Origin of the sequence: Duganella sp. SG902 (genome assembly GCF_013376005.1) — a bacterium.
Taxonomy (GTDB): domain Bacteria; phylum Pseudomonadota; class Gammaproteobacteria; order Burkholderiales; family Burkholderiaceae_D; genus Rugamonas.
Genome location: NZ_JABMJK010000010.1, coordinates 19,344 through 37,689, shown reverse-complemented (window position 1 = coordinate 37,689; position 18,346 = coordinate 19,344). Strand labels below are relative to the sequence as shown.

The following is an 18,346-nucleotide window of genomic DNA, read 5'->3' as shown; positions in this document are numbered from 1 at the left end:
GATGCTTGTATCGACCACCGGCCTGCGCTCGCGTGCCCTGGTTGCGCTGACCGCAGCGCTGGCCCTGTGCCTCCCCGCCTTCGCCCTCAATCCGGATATCGGCCTGCGCGATTACCATCACGCCAGCTGGAGCACGCGTGATGGCGCCCCCGCCGAAATCAAGGCGATGGCGCAAACGCCCGATGGCTGGCTGTGGCTGGGCAGTTCCAGCGGGCTGTATCGCTTTGACGGCGTGCGCTTCGAACGCTACCCCATGCCGGCCGGCAGCGAGATCGCCAAGCTGCGCGTGGCGCTGCTGCGCGCAGCCCCCAACGGCGACCTGTGGATCAGTTTTTCCGTCGGCGGCTTGTCCGTGCTGCGCAAGAACGGCCAGATGGAAAGCCCGGTGCCGCTCGATAGCCCGCTCGGCAGCATCGAAACGGTGGCGCCGGATAACGACGGTGGCGTCTGGATCGCCAGCGCCACCGGGCTGCATCTCTACACGCAGGGACAGCTGCGCAAGCAAGGCGCGGAACAAGGCCTGCCGCAAGGCCAGCCACGTACCGTGCTGCTCGACCAGTACGGGCAGGTATGGTCGCTGTTCGACGATGGCGCTTACCGGCTCGATCGCGCCAGCGGCAAGTTCACACTGGTGTACGCCCAGCGCAATCAGCACACCATGCTGCAATCGCCGGATGGACGGCTGTGGACCGTCGACGACCGGCAATTGTGGCCGCTGCCGTGGCAGGCCACCGTGCCCGCCGGCCAGCGGCAGCTCTTGCCCCGGCTGCCCTCGTTCAATTCGTACGAGTCGCGCGTGCACGCGCAGTTCGACCGTGACGGCAACCTATGGACGCGCAACTGCCCCGAACTGTTATGCCGCGTGGCGAAGGCCGGCGCGCGCGCCGAGGGCCCGCTGGTGACGGTGCGCGACGCCTCCGACCGGGCGGACACACACCTCCCCATGACCTCGCGCGCGACCAACACGCTGCTGGAGGACTTGGAAGGCAATATCTGGATCGCCACCCAAAGCGGGCTTGATCGCTTCCGTGAAAACAGCCTGATACCGGTGCGCCTGCCGCAAGCCAGCGGCAACTTCAGCATGGCCGGCGACAGCGAAGGCGGCGTATGGCTGTCCGACGCCATCAATGGCGCGACCTGGCGGCTGGCGCCCAACGCCGAACCCGAACGCTCGCCGCAGCACTACAGCGTGCTGGCGAATGGCCATGACGGCGCGTTGCTCATGGCCGGCAAGCGTTACATCGAACGGCGTTATCGCGGCCAGATCACGCGCCTGCCGCTGCCGCCGGGACGCGACGGCAAACCGGCGGATCTCGATGTCGCCGGCCTGGTCGACGACGGCAAGGTGCTGTGGATGGCCGCGGCGCAGACCGGCTTGATGGGCTACGTCGATGGACGCTGGCAGCCGCGCGGCGCCTTCAGCCTGCCGGCGCGCATCTTCACCGGCATCGCCGGCCGCCATCCGGGCGAACGCTGGCACGCCACCGGCGACGGCACCGTTGTCTTCAACGACAACGGCAAGCTGACCACCTACGACGCCAGATCGATCGGCCTGGCCACCATGCTTTATGCGCGCGAGGACATCCTGGTCGGCGGCGACCAGGGACTGGCGCTGTTCACCGGCCGGGGCTTTCGCAAGCTAAAGGCCATGCGGCCGGAAGTACTCAACAATATCTCCGGCATGGCCGTCAGCGCCAACGGCGACCGCTGGCTGAACGGCGCCCAGGGCGTGGTGCACGTGCGCCGCGACGCCTGGCAGGCCGCCATCGCCAACCCGGATCTGCCGCTCGATTATGAACTGCTCGGAAGGCTGGATGGCTACGAGGGCCAGGCCATGCTGGACAACCGCCTGCCCAGCGTCTACGCCGACCCGTCGGGCCAATTGTGGTTCATGACCACGTCGGCCGTGCTGCGGCTGTCGCCGGGCCAGATCCGCCACAACCCGGTGGCGCCGGCGGCGCGGGTGCTGGCGGTGGAGATCGGCGACACCAGCCGAAGCGCCACGCCGGGCCTGCGCCTGCCGCCAGGTTCGCAAAACTTCAACATCCACTTCACGGCGCCCGGCTTGCGCAAGCCTGAAGCGATGCGCTTCGAATATCAGCTATCCGGCGTCGATGAAGACTGGCAGGATGCCGCCGGTCGCCGCGTGGCCTATTACACCAACGTGGCGCCGGGCAGCTACACCTTCCGCGTCCGCGCCTTCAACGAGGATGGCGTGCCTGGCCGCGCGGAGGCACGGCTGGATTTCGAGATCGCGCCGAAGTTCGTGCAGACCATCTGGTTCAAGGGCTTGTGCGGGCTGGCGGCGGCCAGCCTGCTCTACCTGCTCTACCTTTACCGGCTGCGCGTGGCCACGCGCCGCGTGGCTGAGAAAATGGTGGTGCGCATGGCCGAACGCGAACGCATCGCCCGCACCTTGCACGACACCTTCCTGCAAAGCGTGCAGTCGCTGATACTGCGCCTGGACACCGTCTCGCTCGGCCTGCCGGAAGAGGCGCGCGGCAAGCTCGCGCCCATCCTCGACCAGGCCAACGACACCATTATCGAGGGGCGCGATCAGGTGTACGAGCTGCGCACCGGCCGCGTGGACGACGTGGAAAGCGCCGCCGCCGAGGCGGGCCGCCAGTTGCGCGAGACGCATCCGGCTATCGCCTTCGACATCGCCGTGACCGGGCAGCGCCGCAAGCTGCGTGAAACGGTGGCGGAAGAAGCGTGCGAGATCGCCCGCGAGGCGCTGCGCAACGCCTTCCACCACGCCAGCGCGCGGCGCGTGCAGCTGCGTGTGATGTATGAGCGCGAGCACTTCATCCTGGAGGTCGAGGACGACGGCATCGGTATTCAGAAGGACGCCGCGCCGAAACCAAAGCACTATGGCCTGACCGGCATGCGCGAGCGCGCCGCGCGCGCCGGCGGCAAACTGGAGATCGGCGAGGCGCCGGGAGGCGGCGTGCGCGTCACCCTCGGCGTGCCAGCGCGCGTCGCCTACGCCGGCGGCAAACGCTGGTGGCAACGCCGCCTATCCTGACGCACGGTCCGCCGGCCGACTGTTGTTACGACCCTACATGGACCGGATGCGTTTCGCGCGTCTCACTGCGACGCCATCCAGCGGGGCGTGAGTCTTTTATCCATATAGTTGCTTTATTAACTACGACTTCGGAAGGCAACCTGATACACTCTCAGGCTTTGCATCTCGAACGCAACGGCCGTTTAAAAAATAGCAATGATGAAAAAGACTATCGCGCTGTCGCTGATGCTGGCAGGTGCCGCGCGCGCGCAAATTCAGGAAGTGACCGTGACGGCGCAACGATCGCCATCGCTCGAATCGAAAACGCCGGTCTCCATGACCACGCTGACGGCCGACCAGTTGAACGCCGCCGGCATCGACACACCCGGCGCCATCGGCGCGCGCGTGCCCAACGTGGAGCTGGACTACGCCACCGATGGTCTGCGCATCACCATGCGCGGCGTCTCCAACGCCGACACCACAGAGAAAGGCGACCCCTCGGCCGCCTTCCTGCTGGACGGGACATACATCGCGCGCCCGCAAGCGCAGAACCGCAGCTTCTACGACCTGGAACGCGTGGAAGTGCTGCGCGGCCCGCAAGGTACGCTGTATGGCCGCAACACCACCGCCGGCGTGGTCAGCGTGATCTCGAAGGCGCCGATCAACCGCTTCGAAGCTTGGATCGCCACCGAAATCGGCAACTACAACAGCCGCAAGGTCAGCGCCATGGTCAACGTCCCCGTCAACGACATGCTGTCGCTGCGCGCCGCCATGGCCTTGAACAGGCATGACAGTTACCTGATCAATGGCCTGCACAACGGCCGTGAGCTGGGCAAGGACCGCGACGACAAGTCGGCGCGGCTGTCGGCCAGGCTGAAAATCACGCGCGACGCCACGCTGGTGCTGCGCTACGACCGCAGCAAGGTCGATGACAACAACGACAGCTACGTCCCCGACACCAATTTCTACCACGGCGTCGCCAGCGGCAACCCTGTCCCTTACGGCAGCGGCACGCATGCGCGGCTGACCTATGGCTTCGTCGCGCCGAATGCCGCCATCGCGCCGCCGGTACAGGCCCACAGCTACAAGAACACCTCCGGCATCAGCGCCGATCTGACCTGGGACCTGGGCGCCGCCACCATGTACTACCTTGGTTCGCACCGCGACTACGATCACGACCAGCTGGCCAACTTCTACTACCGCGTGCAACCGGCGCTTGCGCTCAACGTGCGCGAAAGCTTCCTGGGCGATTACAGCCAGAATTCGCACGAGCTGCGGCTGGCCACCAACGGCGACGGCCCACTCAGCGCGCAGGCGGGCCTGTACTACTTCCGCGAAACGTCGAAGCAGCTGTACGCCTTCCGCGACCTCGATCTGATCGGTCTTCCGCCGTACTATGTGTTCGACCATGGCCCGACCATCTCGACCAGCAAGGCGCTGTTTGGACAGGCCACCTACCGCGTGACCGACCGGCTGCGCGCCACCGCCGGCGCGCGCGCCACCAATGACGACAAGTCGCGCGTCGGCTCCACCAATTTCCAGCAGGCGGAGGCATTCAATCCGGCCACCGATTTCAAGCTGCTGAACGATGCCGCCCTGCGCACGCACCAGACCACGTGGCGCCTCGGCCTGGACTACGACCTGGCGCCGGCCACGCTGGTGTACGGCTCGGTCTCCACCGGCTACAAGGCCGGCGGCTTCAACGACGGCTGCCGCGAAGGCTCGACGCAACTGGGCCTGGGCTGCCCGGCCGCGCTGGCGGTGCCGGCGGCGGCGCTGGTCTACCAGCCGGAAACCGTGCGCTCCTACGAAGCCGGCGTCAAGACGCGCTGGTGGGACAACAAGGCGAGCCTGAACCTGGCGGTATTCAAGTACGACTACAACAACCTGCAGCTGTCCAGCGTCGCCATCGTGGCCGGCGCGCCGCGCTTCGTCACCAGCAACGCCGGTGAGGCCAGCGTCAAGGGACTGGAAGCCGAGGGCCAGTTCGCGCCCACCGCCCAGGACCGCTTCAATTACGCATTCTCGCTGCTGGACGCCCACTATGCGCGCTATAGCCCGGACGGCGTCCATGATTGGGCCGGCAATAAGCTGGACCGCTCGCCATCCAACACGCTGATGCTGGGTTATGAACGCGGTTTCGGCGCGCTGGCCGCCGGCATCAGCGCACGCCGCAGCGCGTCCTACATCATCGCCGTGCCAGCGCAGCTGCTGCAGTACCGCGTGCCGTCCTACACGCAAACCGACGCCACCTTGCGCTACCGCCCGCGGGGCGCGGCCTGGGGCCTGACGGCGCGCGTGAAGAACATCGAAAACAAGGTCCATCCGGTCAACATCGACAGCTTCGGCATGCTGGCGCCGAGCGATCCGCGCACGGTGGACCTGAGACTGGATTACCGCTTCTGATCCCATGCTGAAGAACCTGACCCGCCATCTTTTGTTGATTCTCGCGCTGGCCCTGGCACCATGTGCGGTGTTGGCGGGTTCCGGGCCGCTGGTGCTGGGCGCGCAGCGGGAAGCGGTTGAAGCATGGCCGGTGGTCAGGATCATGGCCGATGCGGACGGCAAGATGTCGCCGCAAGCGGCGCTGGCCGCGGTCGAGCATTACGCCTTGCCCAGTTCCGCCTACGCCACACTGGGCGTGCACAAGGACGTGATGTGGCTGCGCATTCCGGTGGCAGTGCCGTCCAACAGCGACGGCGAGTGGATACTGAGCATCGACTACGCGGTGCTGAACCGCATCGACGTCTACGTCGCCACCGACGGCAAGCTCGCCCAGCACCAGGTGATCGGCAACCTGCAGGCCGATACCGACGGCGCGCCGCGCAGCCGCGTGCCGGCCGCGCTGCTGCATCTGACACCGGGCGCCGAGCAGGTGATCCTGCTGCGCGTGCAAAACATCGGCGCGATGATCCTGCCGATCAATCTCGCCCGGCCGGCCGCCTTCCATGGCGCCGCGCTCAACGAACAGATGCTGCAAGGGCTGCTCACCGGCCTGAGTCTATGCCTGCTGCTGTACAGCCTTGCGCAATGGGTCACGCTACGCGAGCCGCTGTTTGGCAAGTTCGCGCTGCTGGTACTGGGCACCACCTTGTTCTCGGTGGAGTTTTTCGGACTGGGCAACCAGTACCTGTGGAAGGCGAACGCCTGGATGAGCATCCACGCCGGCGGCGTGTTTGCGCTCACCGCGTCGTGCGGCGCCTACCTGTTCGTCGAGCAGGCGCTGGCCCGGCCGGGCAAGGACCTGATCTTCAGCCGCCTGATGAAGGGCGGCGCGGCGCTGTGCGTGGTCAGCGCCCTCGCCTACGTGGCCGACATCATGAGCGTGGAAACGCTGGTCGTCATCGTCAGCACGCTGGGCGTGATGCCGATGCTGCTTGGCCTGCCGGGCGCCTATTTCCGCGCGCGGCGCGGCGATGCCGTCGGCATTTACTTCCTGATCGGCTGGGGCATCAGCTTCACCTCGTCGGCGATACTGAGCCAGGTTATCAGCGGCAAGGTAGACGCCAATTTCTGGAGCATGCACGCGCTGCAGTTCGGGAACATGATCGACATGCTGCTGTTCACCCGCATCCTCGGCCTGCGCACCAAGGCCATGCAAAGCGCCATGCTGCGCGCCGAGGAAGCCACGCGCACCAAGTCGGAATTCCTGGCCCACATGAGTCACGAGATCCGCACACCGATGAACGCCATCATCGGCATGAGCCGCCTGGCGCTGATGACGGAGCCCAGCCCAAAGCTGCAAAACTACCTCGGCAAGATTCTGGGCGCCGGCGAGCACCTGCTGGCGGTCATCAACGACATCCTCGATTTCTCCAAGATCGAAGCCGGCAAGCTGCGGCTGGAGTCGGCCCCGTTCGACCTGCAGGAAATGCTGGACCATCTCTCCAGCCTGACCGTCATCAAATCCGACGCCGCGCGCGTGGAGCTGAAGATGCGGGTGGACGGCAACGTGCCGGCGCGCCTGATCGGCGATCCGCTGCGACTAAGCCAGGTGCTGATCAACCTGACCAGCAATGCCGTCAAGTTCACCGAGCGCGGTGAAATCATCGTCGCGGTGGAATTGATGGACAAGACCGTGGACACCGTCGCGCTGCGCTTCTCGGTCAGCGACACCGGCATCGGCATGCGGCCCTCGCAGGTCGAAAGCTTGTTCCAGTCGTTCCACCAGGCCGGCACCACCACCACCCGCAAGTATGGTGGCACCGGTCTTGGCCTGAGCATCTCGCGCCAGCTGGTGGAACTGATGGGCGGCGACATCCAGGTGATGAGCACACCGGGTATCGGCAGCCGCTTCAGCTTCATCGTCCGCCTCGGCATCGCGGAAAAGGACGCCGCGCCGGTGGACTGGCCGCTGGCGCCGCAGCAGCCGGCGCGCGAACTGCGCCGCTCGGACACCGCCGGCCTGGCGATGCGCGACCTGTCGGCGCTGGACGGCGCACGCATCCTGCTGGTCGAGGACAACGCCAACAACCGCGAGGTGGCGCTGGACTTCCTGTCCGCCGCCCGCATGCAGATCGACGTCGCGGAACATGGCGGCGAGGCGCTGCACATGGTGGAGCAAACCGACTACGACCTGGTGCTGATGGACGTCCAGATGCGCGAAATGGACGGCCTCACCGCCACACGCCGCATCCGCGCGATCGAGCGCTGCAAGCACCTGCCCATTGTCGCCATGACCGCCTACGCCATGGCGGGGGACCGCGACAAGAGCATCGCCGCCGGCATGAACGACCACGTCACCAAGCCTATCGTGCCGGAGCAGCTGTTCCGCGCGCTGATCAAATGGATACCGCCGTCGCGCCTCGCGGCGCGCCGGGCGCAGGCCAGCGCCGCCATGCAAATGGCGCCGCCGCCGATCGACCATGCCGGCCACAGCTTGCCGTTGCCGTCGATCCCGGGCGTCGACTGGCAACTGGCACTGGACAGCGTGGACCGCCAGCGCGGTCGCCTGGACAAGCGCATCCGCGGTTTCCTTCACGAGTACAAGCCAGCCGCGCAAACCGTGCGCGAAGCCATCGCCAGCGGCCAGCACGAAGTGCTGTACAGCCTGACCCACAACCTGAAGTCATCCGCCGCCTACATCGGCGCCTTTCATCTGGCGGCGCACGCCCAGGCGCTGGAACAGGCCATGCGCAACGACCGGCTGGACCGCATCGCCCTGCTGGCCGGCGAACTGGCCGACGGCCTGGAGGTGGTGGTCAACGGGCTGGCGCAACTGGGCGAACCGCCGGCGCCGGTGCGCTACCGCGACAGCGACGCCCATCTGCTCATCACCCGGCTGGAAGCCTATCTGCGCAGCGATGACGCCCGCGCCGAGGACGTGCTGGCGGAACTACGCGCGCTGCCGGTGGTCTTACGCCATGCTGACCTGCTAGCGCAGATCCAGCGCGCCGTCGACGATATCGAATACCACGCCGCGCTGGCGCCGCTGGGCGCCCTGTCGCGGGCGCTGAACAACGAACTGGAAGTAAGCTCATGAACTTTGCGGGAACCCAAAAAGTCCTCGTGGCCGATGACGACATCGTCAACCGGCAAGTGCTGGCCGAATTGCTCAAGCCCGAGCACACCGTGCTGCTGGCGAAGAACGGCGAGCAGACGCTGGAGCGCGCCATGCGCCACCTGCCGGACCTGATCCTGCTGGACGTGGTGATGCCGGACATGGATGGCTACGAGGTGCTGCGCCGCCTGCGCGCGGACGCGCAGACCGCGCACATCACGGTGATCTTCATTTCCGGTCTTGGGCGGCCGGAGGATGAAGCCAATGGCCTGAAGATGGGCGCGGCCGACTATATCTCCAAGCCGTTCAATGAAACCGTGGTGATGGCGCGCGTGGCCATGCACCTGCAGATGGTGCGCCAGCGCCGCATGCTGGAGCACCTGGCGCACGTCGATGGGCTGACCGAGCTGGCCAACCGCCGCCGTTTCGATGAGGTCTACGAGGCCGAGTGGCAGCGCAGCCGCCGCAGCGGCCGGCCGCTGTCGTTGGCGCTGCTCGATATCGACGCCTTCAAGCAGTACAACGACCATTACGGCCACCCGGCCGGCGACCGCGCCTTGCGCGCCGTGGCCCGCACCGCGGCTTCCGGCCTGCGCCGCCCGGCCGACCTGGCGGCGCGCTACGGTGGCGAGGAGATGGTGCTGCTGCTGCCCGATACCGACGCGGCGCAAGCGCAGCAGGTGGTGGCCTGCATCTGCGACGCCATCGCGGATTTGCAGATCGCGCACGAGGCCTCGTCGGTTGCGCCGATGCTGACCGTCAGCGCCGGCGGCGCGACGCTGAACAGCGCGGCGGCGGAAACCAGCGCCGAATTGTTCACGGCAGCCGACAACCTGCTGTATCACGCCAAGAAGTCGGGCCGCAACCGCGTGGAGTGGCGTCTGGTTGCCTAAGGCAGCCTTGTCACCACAAAACGCTCCACCTTCTGGCGCGACTGCGTGGTGCGCAAGCCGAAGTAGCCGCCGCCCAGCAGTGGTCCCGGCGCCGAGAAGATCTCGCTGTTGTCCACGTACAGCCGCGTGCCGCGCGCATCCACCGCGATGCGTATCTGGTACGGCCGCCCGGCCTTGAGCAGGTATTCCGGCGCGGTGTACTCCCGCAGCAGCCTGCGCTCGCCGCTGCCGTCGTAGTGGCGGAAGCGCGTGGTCGTGTTGTTGTTGCCGCCTATGCCGGCGTAGAACAGCCGCAGCTTGTCGTATTCCTCCAGTTTGCCCGATTGCGTGAAACCCGCCGGCAGTTGCGCCTCCCAGAAGAAATTCAGGTCCGACAGGCGTGCATCGGCCAGCACGGTGCGCGTGAAGCTGATCTCATAGTGCCCGATGAGCTGACGCCGCAGCCACACAGTGAGGCCGCGCTGTGCATCGAGCACCAGCACGCCGCGCTCGGTGTACACACGCGCCGCCTTCTCCTCCGCTTCCACCGCCCACGTTAGCGGATCGAAGCGCTTAAAATCATCGCGGACGAGCACCCTGTCAGCCAACTGCGCCTCCAGGGCCAGCATGCCGATGGCGCCCAGCCCCCATTGCGCCACCGCGTTGGTCGAGAGCGATGCGGCTTCTTCCACCTCGTTCAGCACCAGTGGCGGCTTGACGCGACGCGACACCAGATCCTTGTCGCGCAAGCCCGCCCTGCCCTCGTTGAACTGCGCCCACGCGCGCGCCAGCGTGGCACTGTCCTGCTGCTGAAGCGCATGGTAGGCCAACAAGCGCGCATGTCCCTGTCCCAGATTCAGCTTGCCGAGGTCTTGTCCAAGTTCGGCTTTTTGCTCCTCGGGGCTGGCGTTGTACAGGCGGCAGTAACGCAGCCAGGCATCGCGGAAGGCAGGTTGCGGCACGGTGCGTATCAATTCGCTGGCGATTTCCGGCAAACCGAAAACGGCGCTCAGGTGTGAGATGCTGATTTTCGCATCCGGGTCCGGCAGATAGGCGCCGCTGCGCAGGTCCATGATGCCGCCGCCCGCGAGAAAGCCAAGCGGTTGGGCGGCAATGCTGGCCATGCTATTCAACAGCTTATCGCGGTATTGCGGCTGGCCGGTGCGCTCCCATTCCGTGAACCATGCGGCGGCCACCGCCCCCCAGTCCGTGCCGAAGGCCACGCTGGCGTGGGTCTCCGGCTCGCTGGCCGGCGCCGTCTGGCCGATCTTGCGACCCGGGATCACGGTGCGCAGGCGCTCCACGGCGTTCACCTGCTCGCGCAGCAGATCGCCCACGCGCTCGTCGGCGCTCAGGTAGTACAAGAAGCGGCGGTTGATGGCGGTGGATACGCGCAACTGCTTGGCGCTGTCGCCCCAGTGCTGCACGCCATGCCGCGTGCCGAGCGGGCTGTATGGACCGATGTGGTGCACGTCCACCTCGCCGGTGTGGCGCGTCATGGCCTCGGCCATGCGGTAGGCATCGGCGCGGCCGCTATGCAAGTAGTAGTGCCACAGCCAGATCTCGGTGCTGAGCTCCGAGTTATCCCAGGCGAAGCCGCCTACGTCGTAGCGCCATACGTGGCGCTGGTGGTCGTAGGTGTGCATCACATCGCCGTAGTCCCAGTAGCCGTACCAGCGGCGGTCCTCAACCTGGTTGCGGTAGAAATCGAACGCCCATGCGAGCTGCTTATCCAGCTTGCCGGGCTGCCCAGCGGCCGGATGCCAGTACTCGCTGAAGATGCCGACGCTGTACAGGCGCTGCGGCGACGCGGTCAACAGTGGCGGCGTTTGCATCCGGCGGCTGATGGCCGCCAGTTCCTCGTGGCCGGGCGTGGCGGCCAGCAGTTGCAGTTCCAGCTCACTGGTGCGAGCCACGCCGTAGGGTGTGCCGAATGCCGGCTCATAGTCTTCGTAGGTAATATCGAGGCCATCGCGCTGGCTGGCGTAGTCGGTTTGCCCCATGCCGTCATGGTAGAAGCGCATGTCCATGGCTGGCGCCTGCGGTGCCCAGAGCCAGAGTGTGATGGTGGCTACACTCGTCTCGGCGTCGCGAATATCGATCTGGCCTGGATAGCTCTGCCAGAAGTTCCGGATGCCGAAGGCAACGCCCCCCTCCGGCGTGCCGAGGTAACCGGTACCCGAGGCGCGTCCGCCGCTGGCGGCATGGATGGCTCCTTGCTGGCGGCCGGTACGCTTGGTGATGCTGTAGCCGTCCGGGTGCGCCTGCAGCAGCGTGTAGTTGCCAAAGGCCGGAACGTAGCGCAGGTTCTTGCCGACACTGGCCGGAATGGCGGAAGCCTGTACCGCCTTGCCTTGTAGTTGGGCTTCGGCGGCCGCGCCGGCGTCGCGCCGCAATCCGGTCAGTCCTTGCACCGCCTCCGCGAACACGCCGCCGTTGGCGCCGACGAAGCGGATATGGCGGTCGTACAGCGCCCCCGCCAGCGGCACGGCGAAGCGCAAGCCGACACCGCGTATGAAAGCTTGAGCAGGGTCCGCGTCATACACCAGTGTATGCACGATGCGGATGGCGTCCGAGTTTTTGTAAAAATACAGGCGCACGGTGAACGGCAGCAGCGTCTTGCCATCAGCATGGCGATGCGTGCCGTCGACCCGCACCACCGCGCGCTGCGGCCCGTTCTGTTCCAGCCGGGCCGATTCGATGCGGCTCTCGTAGGCGCGGCGAATGGCGGCTGTCGTTTCGTCGTCTGCCGCGCCGTCCACCAGCAGTACCAGGCGGCCGTCGCGCAGTAATGGTTTATCCGCGCGCAGGGCGGACTTCACCAGCACAGAGCCTGTGCGGGCAAGCGTGCAACGCAGAAGGCCGGTGTCGACAACGATAGCGTCAGCACGCTGTTCCGCCAACGCCTTGCCGGACGGCGGCACCCTGGCGCTATCGATAAGCGGATGAAGTTCGTAGCCGGCGGCGGGCGATGTTCCCGCCGCATCCGGCGGCAGCGCATGGGCCGACCATTTCAGCGTGCCATCGGGCCAATAAGCCAGCGGCCATGACTGCACGCTCAGCGCCCCACTCCGCACCGCGCCGTCAGGGCGTAATTCAAACGCGGCATCCGCCGGCACGCGCCCCTGCGCCCAAGGCACGCCCCAAGTCGCGCCCTTAAAATCCGCAGGTGCGCCGTCGAGCCAGTGCAATCGCGTCGAATCAGGATCAGCTGCATCAGCGCCATCCTGCGCGCCGCTTTTCGCCGGCGCGGCGGCAACCGCGCCGCCTGTCAGCAGCGCCGCGAACTTGAAGAATTGCCGCCTGTCGAGCTTTCCACTCATGCCCGCGGCTCCTTAATACTTGAACGCCAGCGTTGCGCCGACAGTGCGCGCCTCGCCCAGCCAGGCCCACACCGAACCGTAGTCGCCGCTCGCCACGCGGCGGTAATACTGCTTGTCGAACGCATTGTTCACCCACAGCGATGCACTCCATTCGCCCTGTTGCAGGCGGCCCGTGGTGCCGGCCGAGAGTGACGCCAGACCGTAGCCCTCCACCCGCGTCAGGCGCGAATTGTCCACCGTGCCATACATCCAGCCGCGATACGAATAACGTGCGCTGACGAAGTTTTCCAGGCCGTTTTCGGTACGCCACGCATAGCGCGTGCTGGCGTTCCAGGTGATGCGCGGGGCATTGAACACACGCTGGCCAGTGAGATTGCAGGATGCCGGCGGCTTCGGCGACAAGGTCACCTCCGCCGGGCAGCGCGCATTCTCATAGTCGGTGTAATTGGCGGCGTTATAAATGCCCGCCAGGTTCAGGTCCCAGCCCTTGGCCAGGGTCGCGGCGATCGTCGCCTCGGCGCCGCGCGAGCGGAAGCTGCCGGCGTTCATCAGGTAAGTCTGTTGATCGTCCGGGTTGTAACCCTGCGTCTGAAAATCGGTGATCTCGGTCTGGAACAGGTCCGCGGCCAACCGGACCTTGTTTTCCAGCAGCGCGCCCTTGATGCCCAATTCCGCGCTCTTGGTCTTCTCCGGCTTGATCAGCAGCGTGTCATAGCCAGCCGCCTTGGCCGCGCCGGCCGAGATATTCAGACCGCCCGATTTCTCGCCATACGAGCCGGCCAAATAGGCGTTCCACCCGGGCGCCACCTCGTGCTTCAGCACCAGCGTCCCCGAAGGCAAGACGTGATACTCCTGCAGATAGCCGGAATTGAAGGCCGCCCGGTTGTAGCGCACGAACGAACCGCCCTTCTCCTCATAATTGGCACGCACGCCGGCCGTCAAGTCCCACGACGGCGCAAAGTGCCAGGTCCCCTGCGCATACGGCGACGCCATGTAGTCGTGCACCTGGCCGACACGGATCACATCCAGGCCGTTATAGCTGGCCGAATCGAGATAGATGCCGGCCAGCTTGTTGTTGGTGTAGCGCGTATGCGCCAGAGTATCCAGATGCTGCCCCAGATACGTCAGGCCGAGCGCGTAGTCAAAGGTCTCGCCAACCGGCGAATCCAGCCGCAGGTCCTGCGACCAACTGCGGTCGATCACGCGCGTGCCGGTATTGTTATACACGCCCACGCTCAAGCCGTCCGCCACGTTCGGGTCCGAGCGGAAGAAGCGGTATGAGGTAACGGAACGCAGCTTGTAGCCATTTTCGAAGCGCCAGTTGGCTTCCGCCGAGACGCCGCCCTGCTTCACGTGCACGGTGTTTTCGTCATCCAGATCGACGTTCGGCCCGAACACGACGTGATTACCCACCGCCGCCGAATGCTTGAGGAAGCTGTCGACGCCACTGAACACATTGGTCGACAACAGCACCGGCGTCGGTTCGCTGTTGGTGACGTTGATGTCCGCGCTTAGTCGCAGGTCGAAATTGTCGCCGCGCTTGAAGAGCAACTGGCCGCGCGCACCGCTGCTGGTCACGCCGGCCAGCTTGTTGCCGTTGCGGACATTGGTGACCGGACCGTCGTTATTGGTGTACACGAGATTAAGCCGGCCAGCCCAACTCTCGGACAAAGCGCCCGACAGCATGGCGCGCCCGCGCGCGTAGCCGTTCTGGCCATACGACACCGAGACCGACGCCTCCGGCGTGAAGCCTGGCGCGCGCGTATGGATGTTGACCACACCGCCGGTGGCATTGGCGCCAAAGGTGGTGCCCTGCGCACCGCTCAACACCTCGGCGTATTCGATGTCGCCCAAGCCGCTGCTCAACATGCCGGCGCGCGGCAGATACACGTTATCGACATAAATCGCCACGCTGCTTGGCATGCCGATGTTCTGGTCGCCGCTGGCCTGGCCGCCGCCGTCGCCGACGCCACGAATGGTGATCTGCGTATCGGAGGGATCTGTGCTCTGGATCACCAGCCCCGGCACCAGCTGCTGCAAGTCCTCCAGCGTGGTCAGGTTCTGCCGCTCCAACTGCTCGCCGGTGACGCGGTAGGAGGAAGTCGGCGCGCGCTGGATATCGTCGGTGTCCTGGCCGGGCGCCGGACGTTTGGTGCCGCTGACGGTCACGCGGGCCAGCACCTCGTTGTTCGGCGCCTCTGCGGCGGCAGCGGCAGCCGGGGTGCGCAGCGCCACCGGCGTGATGACTGCCTGCACGGCGGGACGCGCCACCGCCGGCACGGTCAGCGCGCGGCGTATGGTCAGCGTGCGGCCGCCGCCGGCGCTGACCAGCTCAAAACCCGTCCCTTCAAGCGCGCGGGTGATCGCCTCGGTGGCGCTGTAATTGCCGTTGACCGGCGCCGAGCGCACCGACTCCAGCAGCTTGGGGTCATAAGCCAGCGCCACGCCGCTTTCGGCGGCGATGCGCAGCAGGGTCTTGTCCAGCGGCGCGCCGGACAACTGGTACTGATGGCGGGTGGCGTCCTGCGCCAGCGCGGCTGGCAAGGCGAGTAACTGGGTCACGGCCAGGATGGCCAGGATGTGCTGTGGTTTCTGCAAAACGTGCCTCACAAGGTTATGGCGCCCCGATCAAGGCGCTTCACTAACCATGTGCGGCGAGAATCGAAAAGTGTCACCAAAAACTGAAAATATTTTTTAGATCGCGCTCAATACCGTCAGGTAGCCGCCGTAGCGCCGCAGCCGCACCGGCAGGATATCGGCCACCTGCAACAGCGCGCGCTCGATGTCTTCGAGCCGGAACACGCCGCTGATCTCCATCGCGGCCGCACGGCCGCTTGCCCGCAACATCCCTTTGCGATAGCGGCCGAAGATCTCCATCAGTTCCGCCAGCGGCATGCGGTCGGCAACGCAGACGCCGCGCGTCCAGGCGCTGATGGCGTTGAAAGACAGTTCGCTGGCCTGCGCGCCATGATGACCGAAATAGAATGTCCCGCCGGCCGGGACCAACACCGCCGGACCGGATTGGGGCCGCAGCAAGGCGCTGCCGGCGCTGACCGCGACCACGCTGCGTTCTGCCAGCCGGCCAACGCTGAACTCCGCGCCGCCCGTCACCACCGTGCCGTGCGCGGTCGCCACGCTGAGCACACCGCCGCGCTCCGGCCACGACTTCACCAGCAGTTGTCCCTGTTGGAGATCCAGCACGGGTGTGGCGGCGCTGCCAGCCAGGTAAATGCGGGTGTTGGCGTCATAGACCAGCGGCGTTCCGTCCGCCAGCACGCCCTCGCCGCGCTGGCCGACCGCGCTGCGCCAGTCCGCATCCAACCCCAGGCCATGCACGCCTTGTCGCAAGCTCCAGCCGCCGCAGCCCAGCGCCAGCATGCCGAAAGCGGCGCGCAAGGCGCGGCGCCGCTCCGTGGCGGGCACGCGCAGCGCATGCACCACTGCCGACGCGTCGCGCGCGCGTGCGCCGCCGATGCGCGAAAGGCGCTGCTGCAAGGCGTTCCACGCTTGTTCGTTCGCCGCCTCCGCCGTGCGCCAATGGTCGAATTCATTGAGCACCTTGGCGCCGACGTCGCCCTCGCGCAGGCGGACTTCCCACATCACCGCCTGCTGTTCGGCCGGCGCCAGCTTCATACGATGGCGTAGCAGGCCGCCAGGGCCTGCGCCAGATACTTGCGCACCATGCTGACCGAGACGCCCAGCCGTGCGGCGATTTCCGCATAGCCCAGTTCTTCGAACTGGCTGAGGATGAAGGCCTCGCGCGCCTTGGCGCTCAGGCCTTGCAGGGCGGCGTCGATGCGCATCAATTCGTCGATCGCGGCGCAAATGTCTTCCGGCGAGGCCTCGGAAAACTCCGGGGCCAGCGCCAATTGTTCTAGATAGGCGCGTTCCAGGTCGCGCCGGCGCCAGAACTCATATGTCAGACGACGGGCGATGGTGGTCAGCAGCGCGCGCGGCTGCCGCACGTGGCTGACGTCTTCCATGCCCGCCAGCTCGGTGAACGCCGATGCGGCCAGGTCCTCGGCGTCATGGCGCGAGCCCACCAGACGGTGCACGCTGGCCGTGAGCCAGCCGTAACTGCGGCGGAATTCGCCGCCGAGTAGCTGGTCGCGCGCGGAAGGGGCAAAAGATACGGTACGCATGGCCGCCAATATAAAGCCCCGGCCCGTCCAGTAAAACGAACAATTCCAAATAAGCTTGTTAGAAAAAGCAGCAATATCAAAATCCACATCAATAGACGCGCAGAAGTTATCGGTGCCCGCACGCCAATTGTTGCAAGTGACACACAGCGTAGCTGTTATGATTTCGGCGCTGACCCAGCCCGGGCTTCACGCTGCATCGCAACAAACATTCACCTATCCGCGTTATGCAAATGTTTTATAAAAAGGCCTTGATGGCCTTGCTCCTGTTACTGCTGATTGACGCGCTGGTCGCAGGCGCCTGCATTTATCAAAGCTATCTGCACACCTCCTTGCTGCCGGCGCACGCCACGCCCCTGCCCTGGCGGCTGCCGACCACCGCCGAAGGCCGTGACCCGCACACCCGCGTGCAGGTGAACGACGACAGCCTGAGCTATGACTTCAATCTGTCGAAACCGGGCGACTACGCCTCCGTCGACCTGCATTTCGTGGATGGCGCCGGCGCGCCCAAACTGGTGGATCTGACCAGATACAGCTCGGTGGAACTGGTCGCCAAGTGCCAGCCGGCCAACGCGCTGACGATGGTGATCCCCACGTTTGATGCGCAATTCTCACAGCCGGGCAAGCTGTTGACCTACCCGACCCCTGTTACCTACTTCGCCTGCAACGAGCAAGGCGTGCGCAGCAAGCTGAGCCTGGCCCATCTGAGCATCCCGCAATGGTGGTTCGACCTGCTCAAACGCGACATCTCCCGCCAGGCGTTCAAGCTGGACCAGGTACCGAAAATCGGCTTCGGCATCAGTTCGCAGAGCCCGCTCCAGGTCGACTCGCACGTTGAGATCACCGAACTCTCGCTGAACGGCCGCGATTATCGCTATATCGCCGCGCTGGTGGTGTGGCTGGCCGTGAGTGCCGTGGGTTTCGCGGTCTGGCTGTTCCTGGCCCATGCGCGCGCGCTGGTGGCCAGCATGAACACCCAGCTCAAGCGCGACCTGCCCTTCATGGCCTACCGCCAGCTGACGCTGGAACCGTACCGGGACAAGGAAAAAGCCGCGGTGCTGCGGTTTATCGCCACCAACTATGCCAACGCCGAACTCGACCTGGACACCGTCGCCACCGAAACCGGCGTCAACCGCAAGAAAATCAACGACCTGCTCAAGGCCGAGCTGGGCATGACCTTCAGCGCCTACCTGAACAAATTGCGCCTGACCGAAGCCGCCCGGCTGCTGGCCGATAACGGCAGCGCCACGGTGGCCGAAGTCGCCTATTCGGTCGGCTACGCCAACGTCTCCTATTTCAACAAGCTGTTCAAGGATGAATATGGTTGCACGCCCAAGGCCTTCCGCGGCATGACCTCGCCCGAGGACGTCACCCCGCCGCCGGCTGAAACCGCCACATCGGTATAGCAATTTCGGGAAAAATCATGCCAATTCCCGCATTTTGATAGGAATTGGTACGCTGCCGTTACCTCCTGGTGCGTCAGGCGCTTAGGCTGGCGCCCATTACAT

The 18,346-nt window shown here is 65.7% G+C and carries 9 protein-coding genes; 5 read left to right on the top strand and 4 right to left on the bottom strand.

From position 1 onward, the window contains the following. Window position 1: 1 nt before the first annotated feature. The 4 genes from FHW83_RS20300 to FHW83_RS20285 all read left to right on the top strand — a co-directional run bounded on the left by FHW83_RS20300 (window position 2) and on the right by FHW83_RS20285 (window position 9,397). On the top strand, window positions 2-3,025 hold the full coding sequence (locus FHW83_RS20300) for a sensor histidine kinase (RefSeq protein WP_176648170.1): 3,024 nt from the start codon (window positions 2-4) through the stop codon (window positions 3,023-3,025). A gap of 195 nt (window positions 3,026-3,220) precedes the next feature. Further along, window positions 3,221-5,410 (top strand): TonB-dependent receptor, encoded by a 2,190-nt coding sequence (locus FHW83_RS20295; RefSeq protein ID WP_229224279.1) that lies wholly within the window; start codon window positions 3,221-3,223, stop codon window positions 5,408-5,410. A 4-nt stretch (window positions 5,411-5,414) separates the two neighbouring features. Next, a complete protein-coding gene (locus tag FHW83_RS20290; RefSeq protein WP_176648169.1) occupies window positions 5,415-8,486 on the top strand; it encodes a hybrid sensor histidine kinase/response regulator in 3,072 nt (1,023 codons plus the stop codon). After that, window positions 8,483-9,397, top strand: coding sequence for a diguanylate cyclase (locus tag FHW83_RS20285; protein ID WP_176648168.1), 915 nt, complete (start codon window positions 8,483-8,485; stop codon window positions 9,395-9,397). Before FHW83_RS20290 ends, FHW83_RS20285 begins: the two co-directional genes overlap by 4 nt. On the opposite strand, the gene FHW83_RS30500 is transcribed toward FHW83_RS20285, so the two are convergent. The 4 genes from FHW83_RS30500 to FHW83_RS20265 all read right to left on the bottom strand — a co-directional run bounded on the left by FHW83_RS30500 (window position 9,394) and on the right by FHW83_RS20265 (window position 16,841). Beyond that, window positions 9,394-12,699: a DUF6250 domain-containing protein gene (locus FHW83_RS30500; protein ID WP_218106372.1), complete on the bottom strand. Its 3,306-nt coding sequence runs from the start codon at window positions 12,697-12,699 to the stop codon at window positions 9,394-9,396. The genes FHW83_RS20285 and FHW83_RS30500 overlap by 4 nt on opposite strands. 12 nt (window positions 12,700-12,711) lie before the next feature. Next, the gene (locus FHW83_RS20275; protein WP_218106371.1) at window positions 12,712-15,297 is read right to left on the bottom strand and encodes a TonB-dependent receptor; all 2,586 of its coding nucleotides are present in this window, start codon (window positions 15,295-15,297) and stop codon (window positions 12,712-12,714) included. Window positions 15,298-15,393: 96 nt separating this feature from the next. Then, the gene (locus FHW83_RS20270) at window positions 15,394-16,332 is read right to left on the bottom strand and encodes a DUF4880 domain-containing protein (RefSeq protein ID WP_176648167.1); all 939 of its coding nucleotides are present in this window, start codon (window positions 16,330-16,332) and stop codon (window positions 15,394-15,396) included. Beyond that, a complete protein-coding gene (locus FHW83_RS20265; protein WP_176648166.1) occupies window positions 16,329-16,841 on the bottom strand; it encodes a sigma-70 family RNA polymerase sigma factor in 513 nt (170 codons plus the stop codon). The genes FHW83_RS20270 and FHW83_RS20265 overlap by 4 nt, the downstream gene beginning before the upstream one ends. Before the next feature lie 251 nt (window positions 16,842-17,092). Here FHW83_RS20265 and FHW83_RS20260 point away from each other — a divergent pair, with 251 nt between their 5' ends. Next, window positions 17,093-18,244 carry an AraC family transcriptional regulator gene (locus tag FHW83_RS20260; protein ID WP_176648165.1) on the top strand — a complete coding sequence of 384 codons (1,152 nt, stop codon included), beginning with the start codon at window positions 17,093-17,095 and terminating at the stop codon, window positions 18,242-18,244. Window positions 18,245-18,346: the final 102 nt, after the last annotated feature.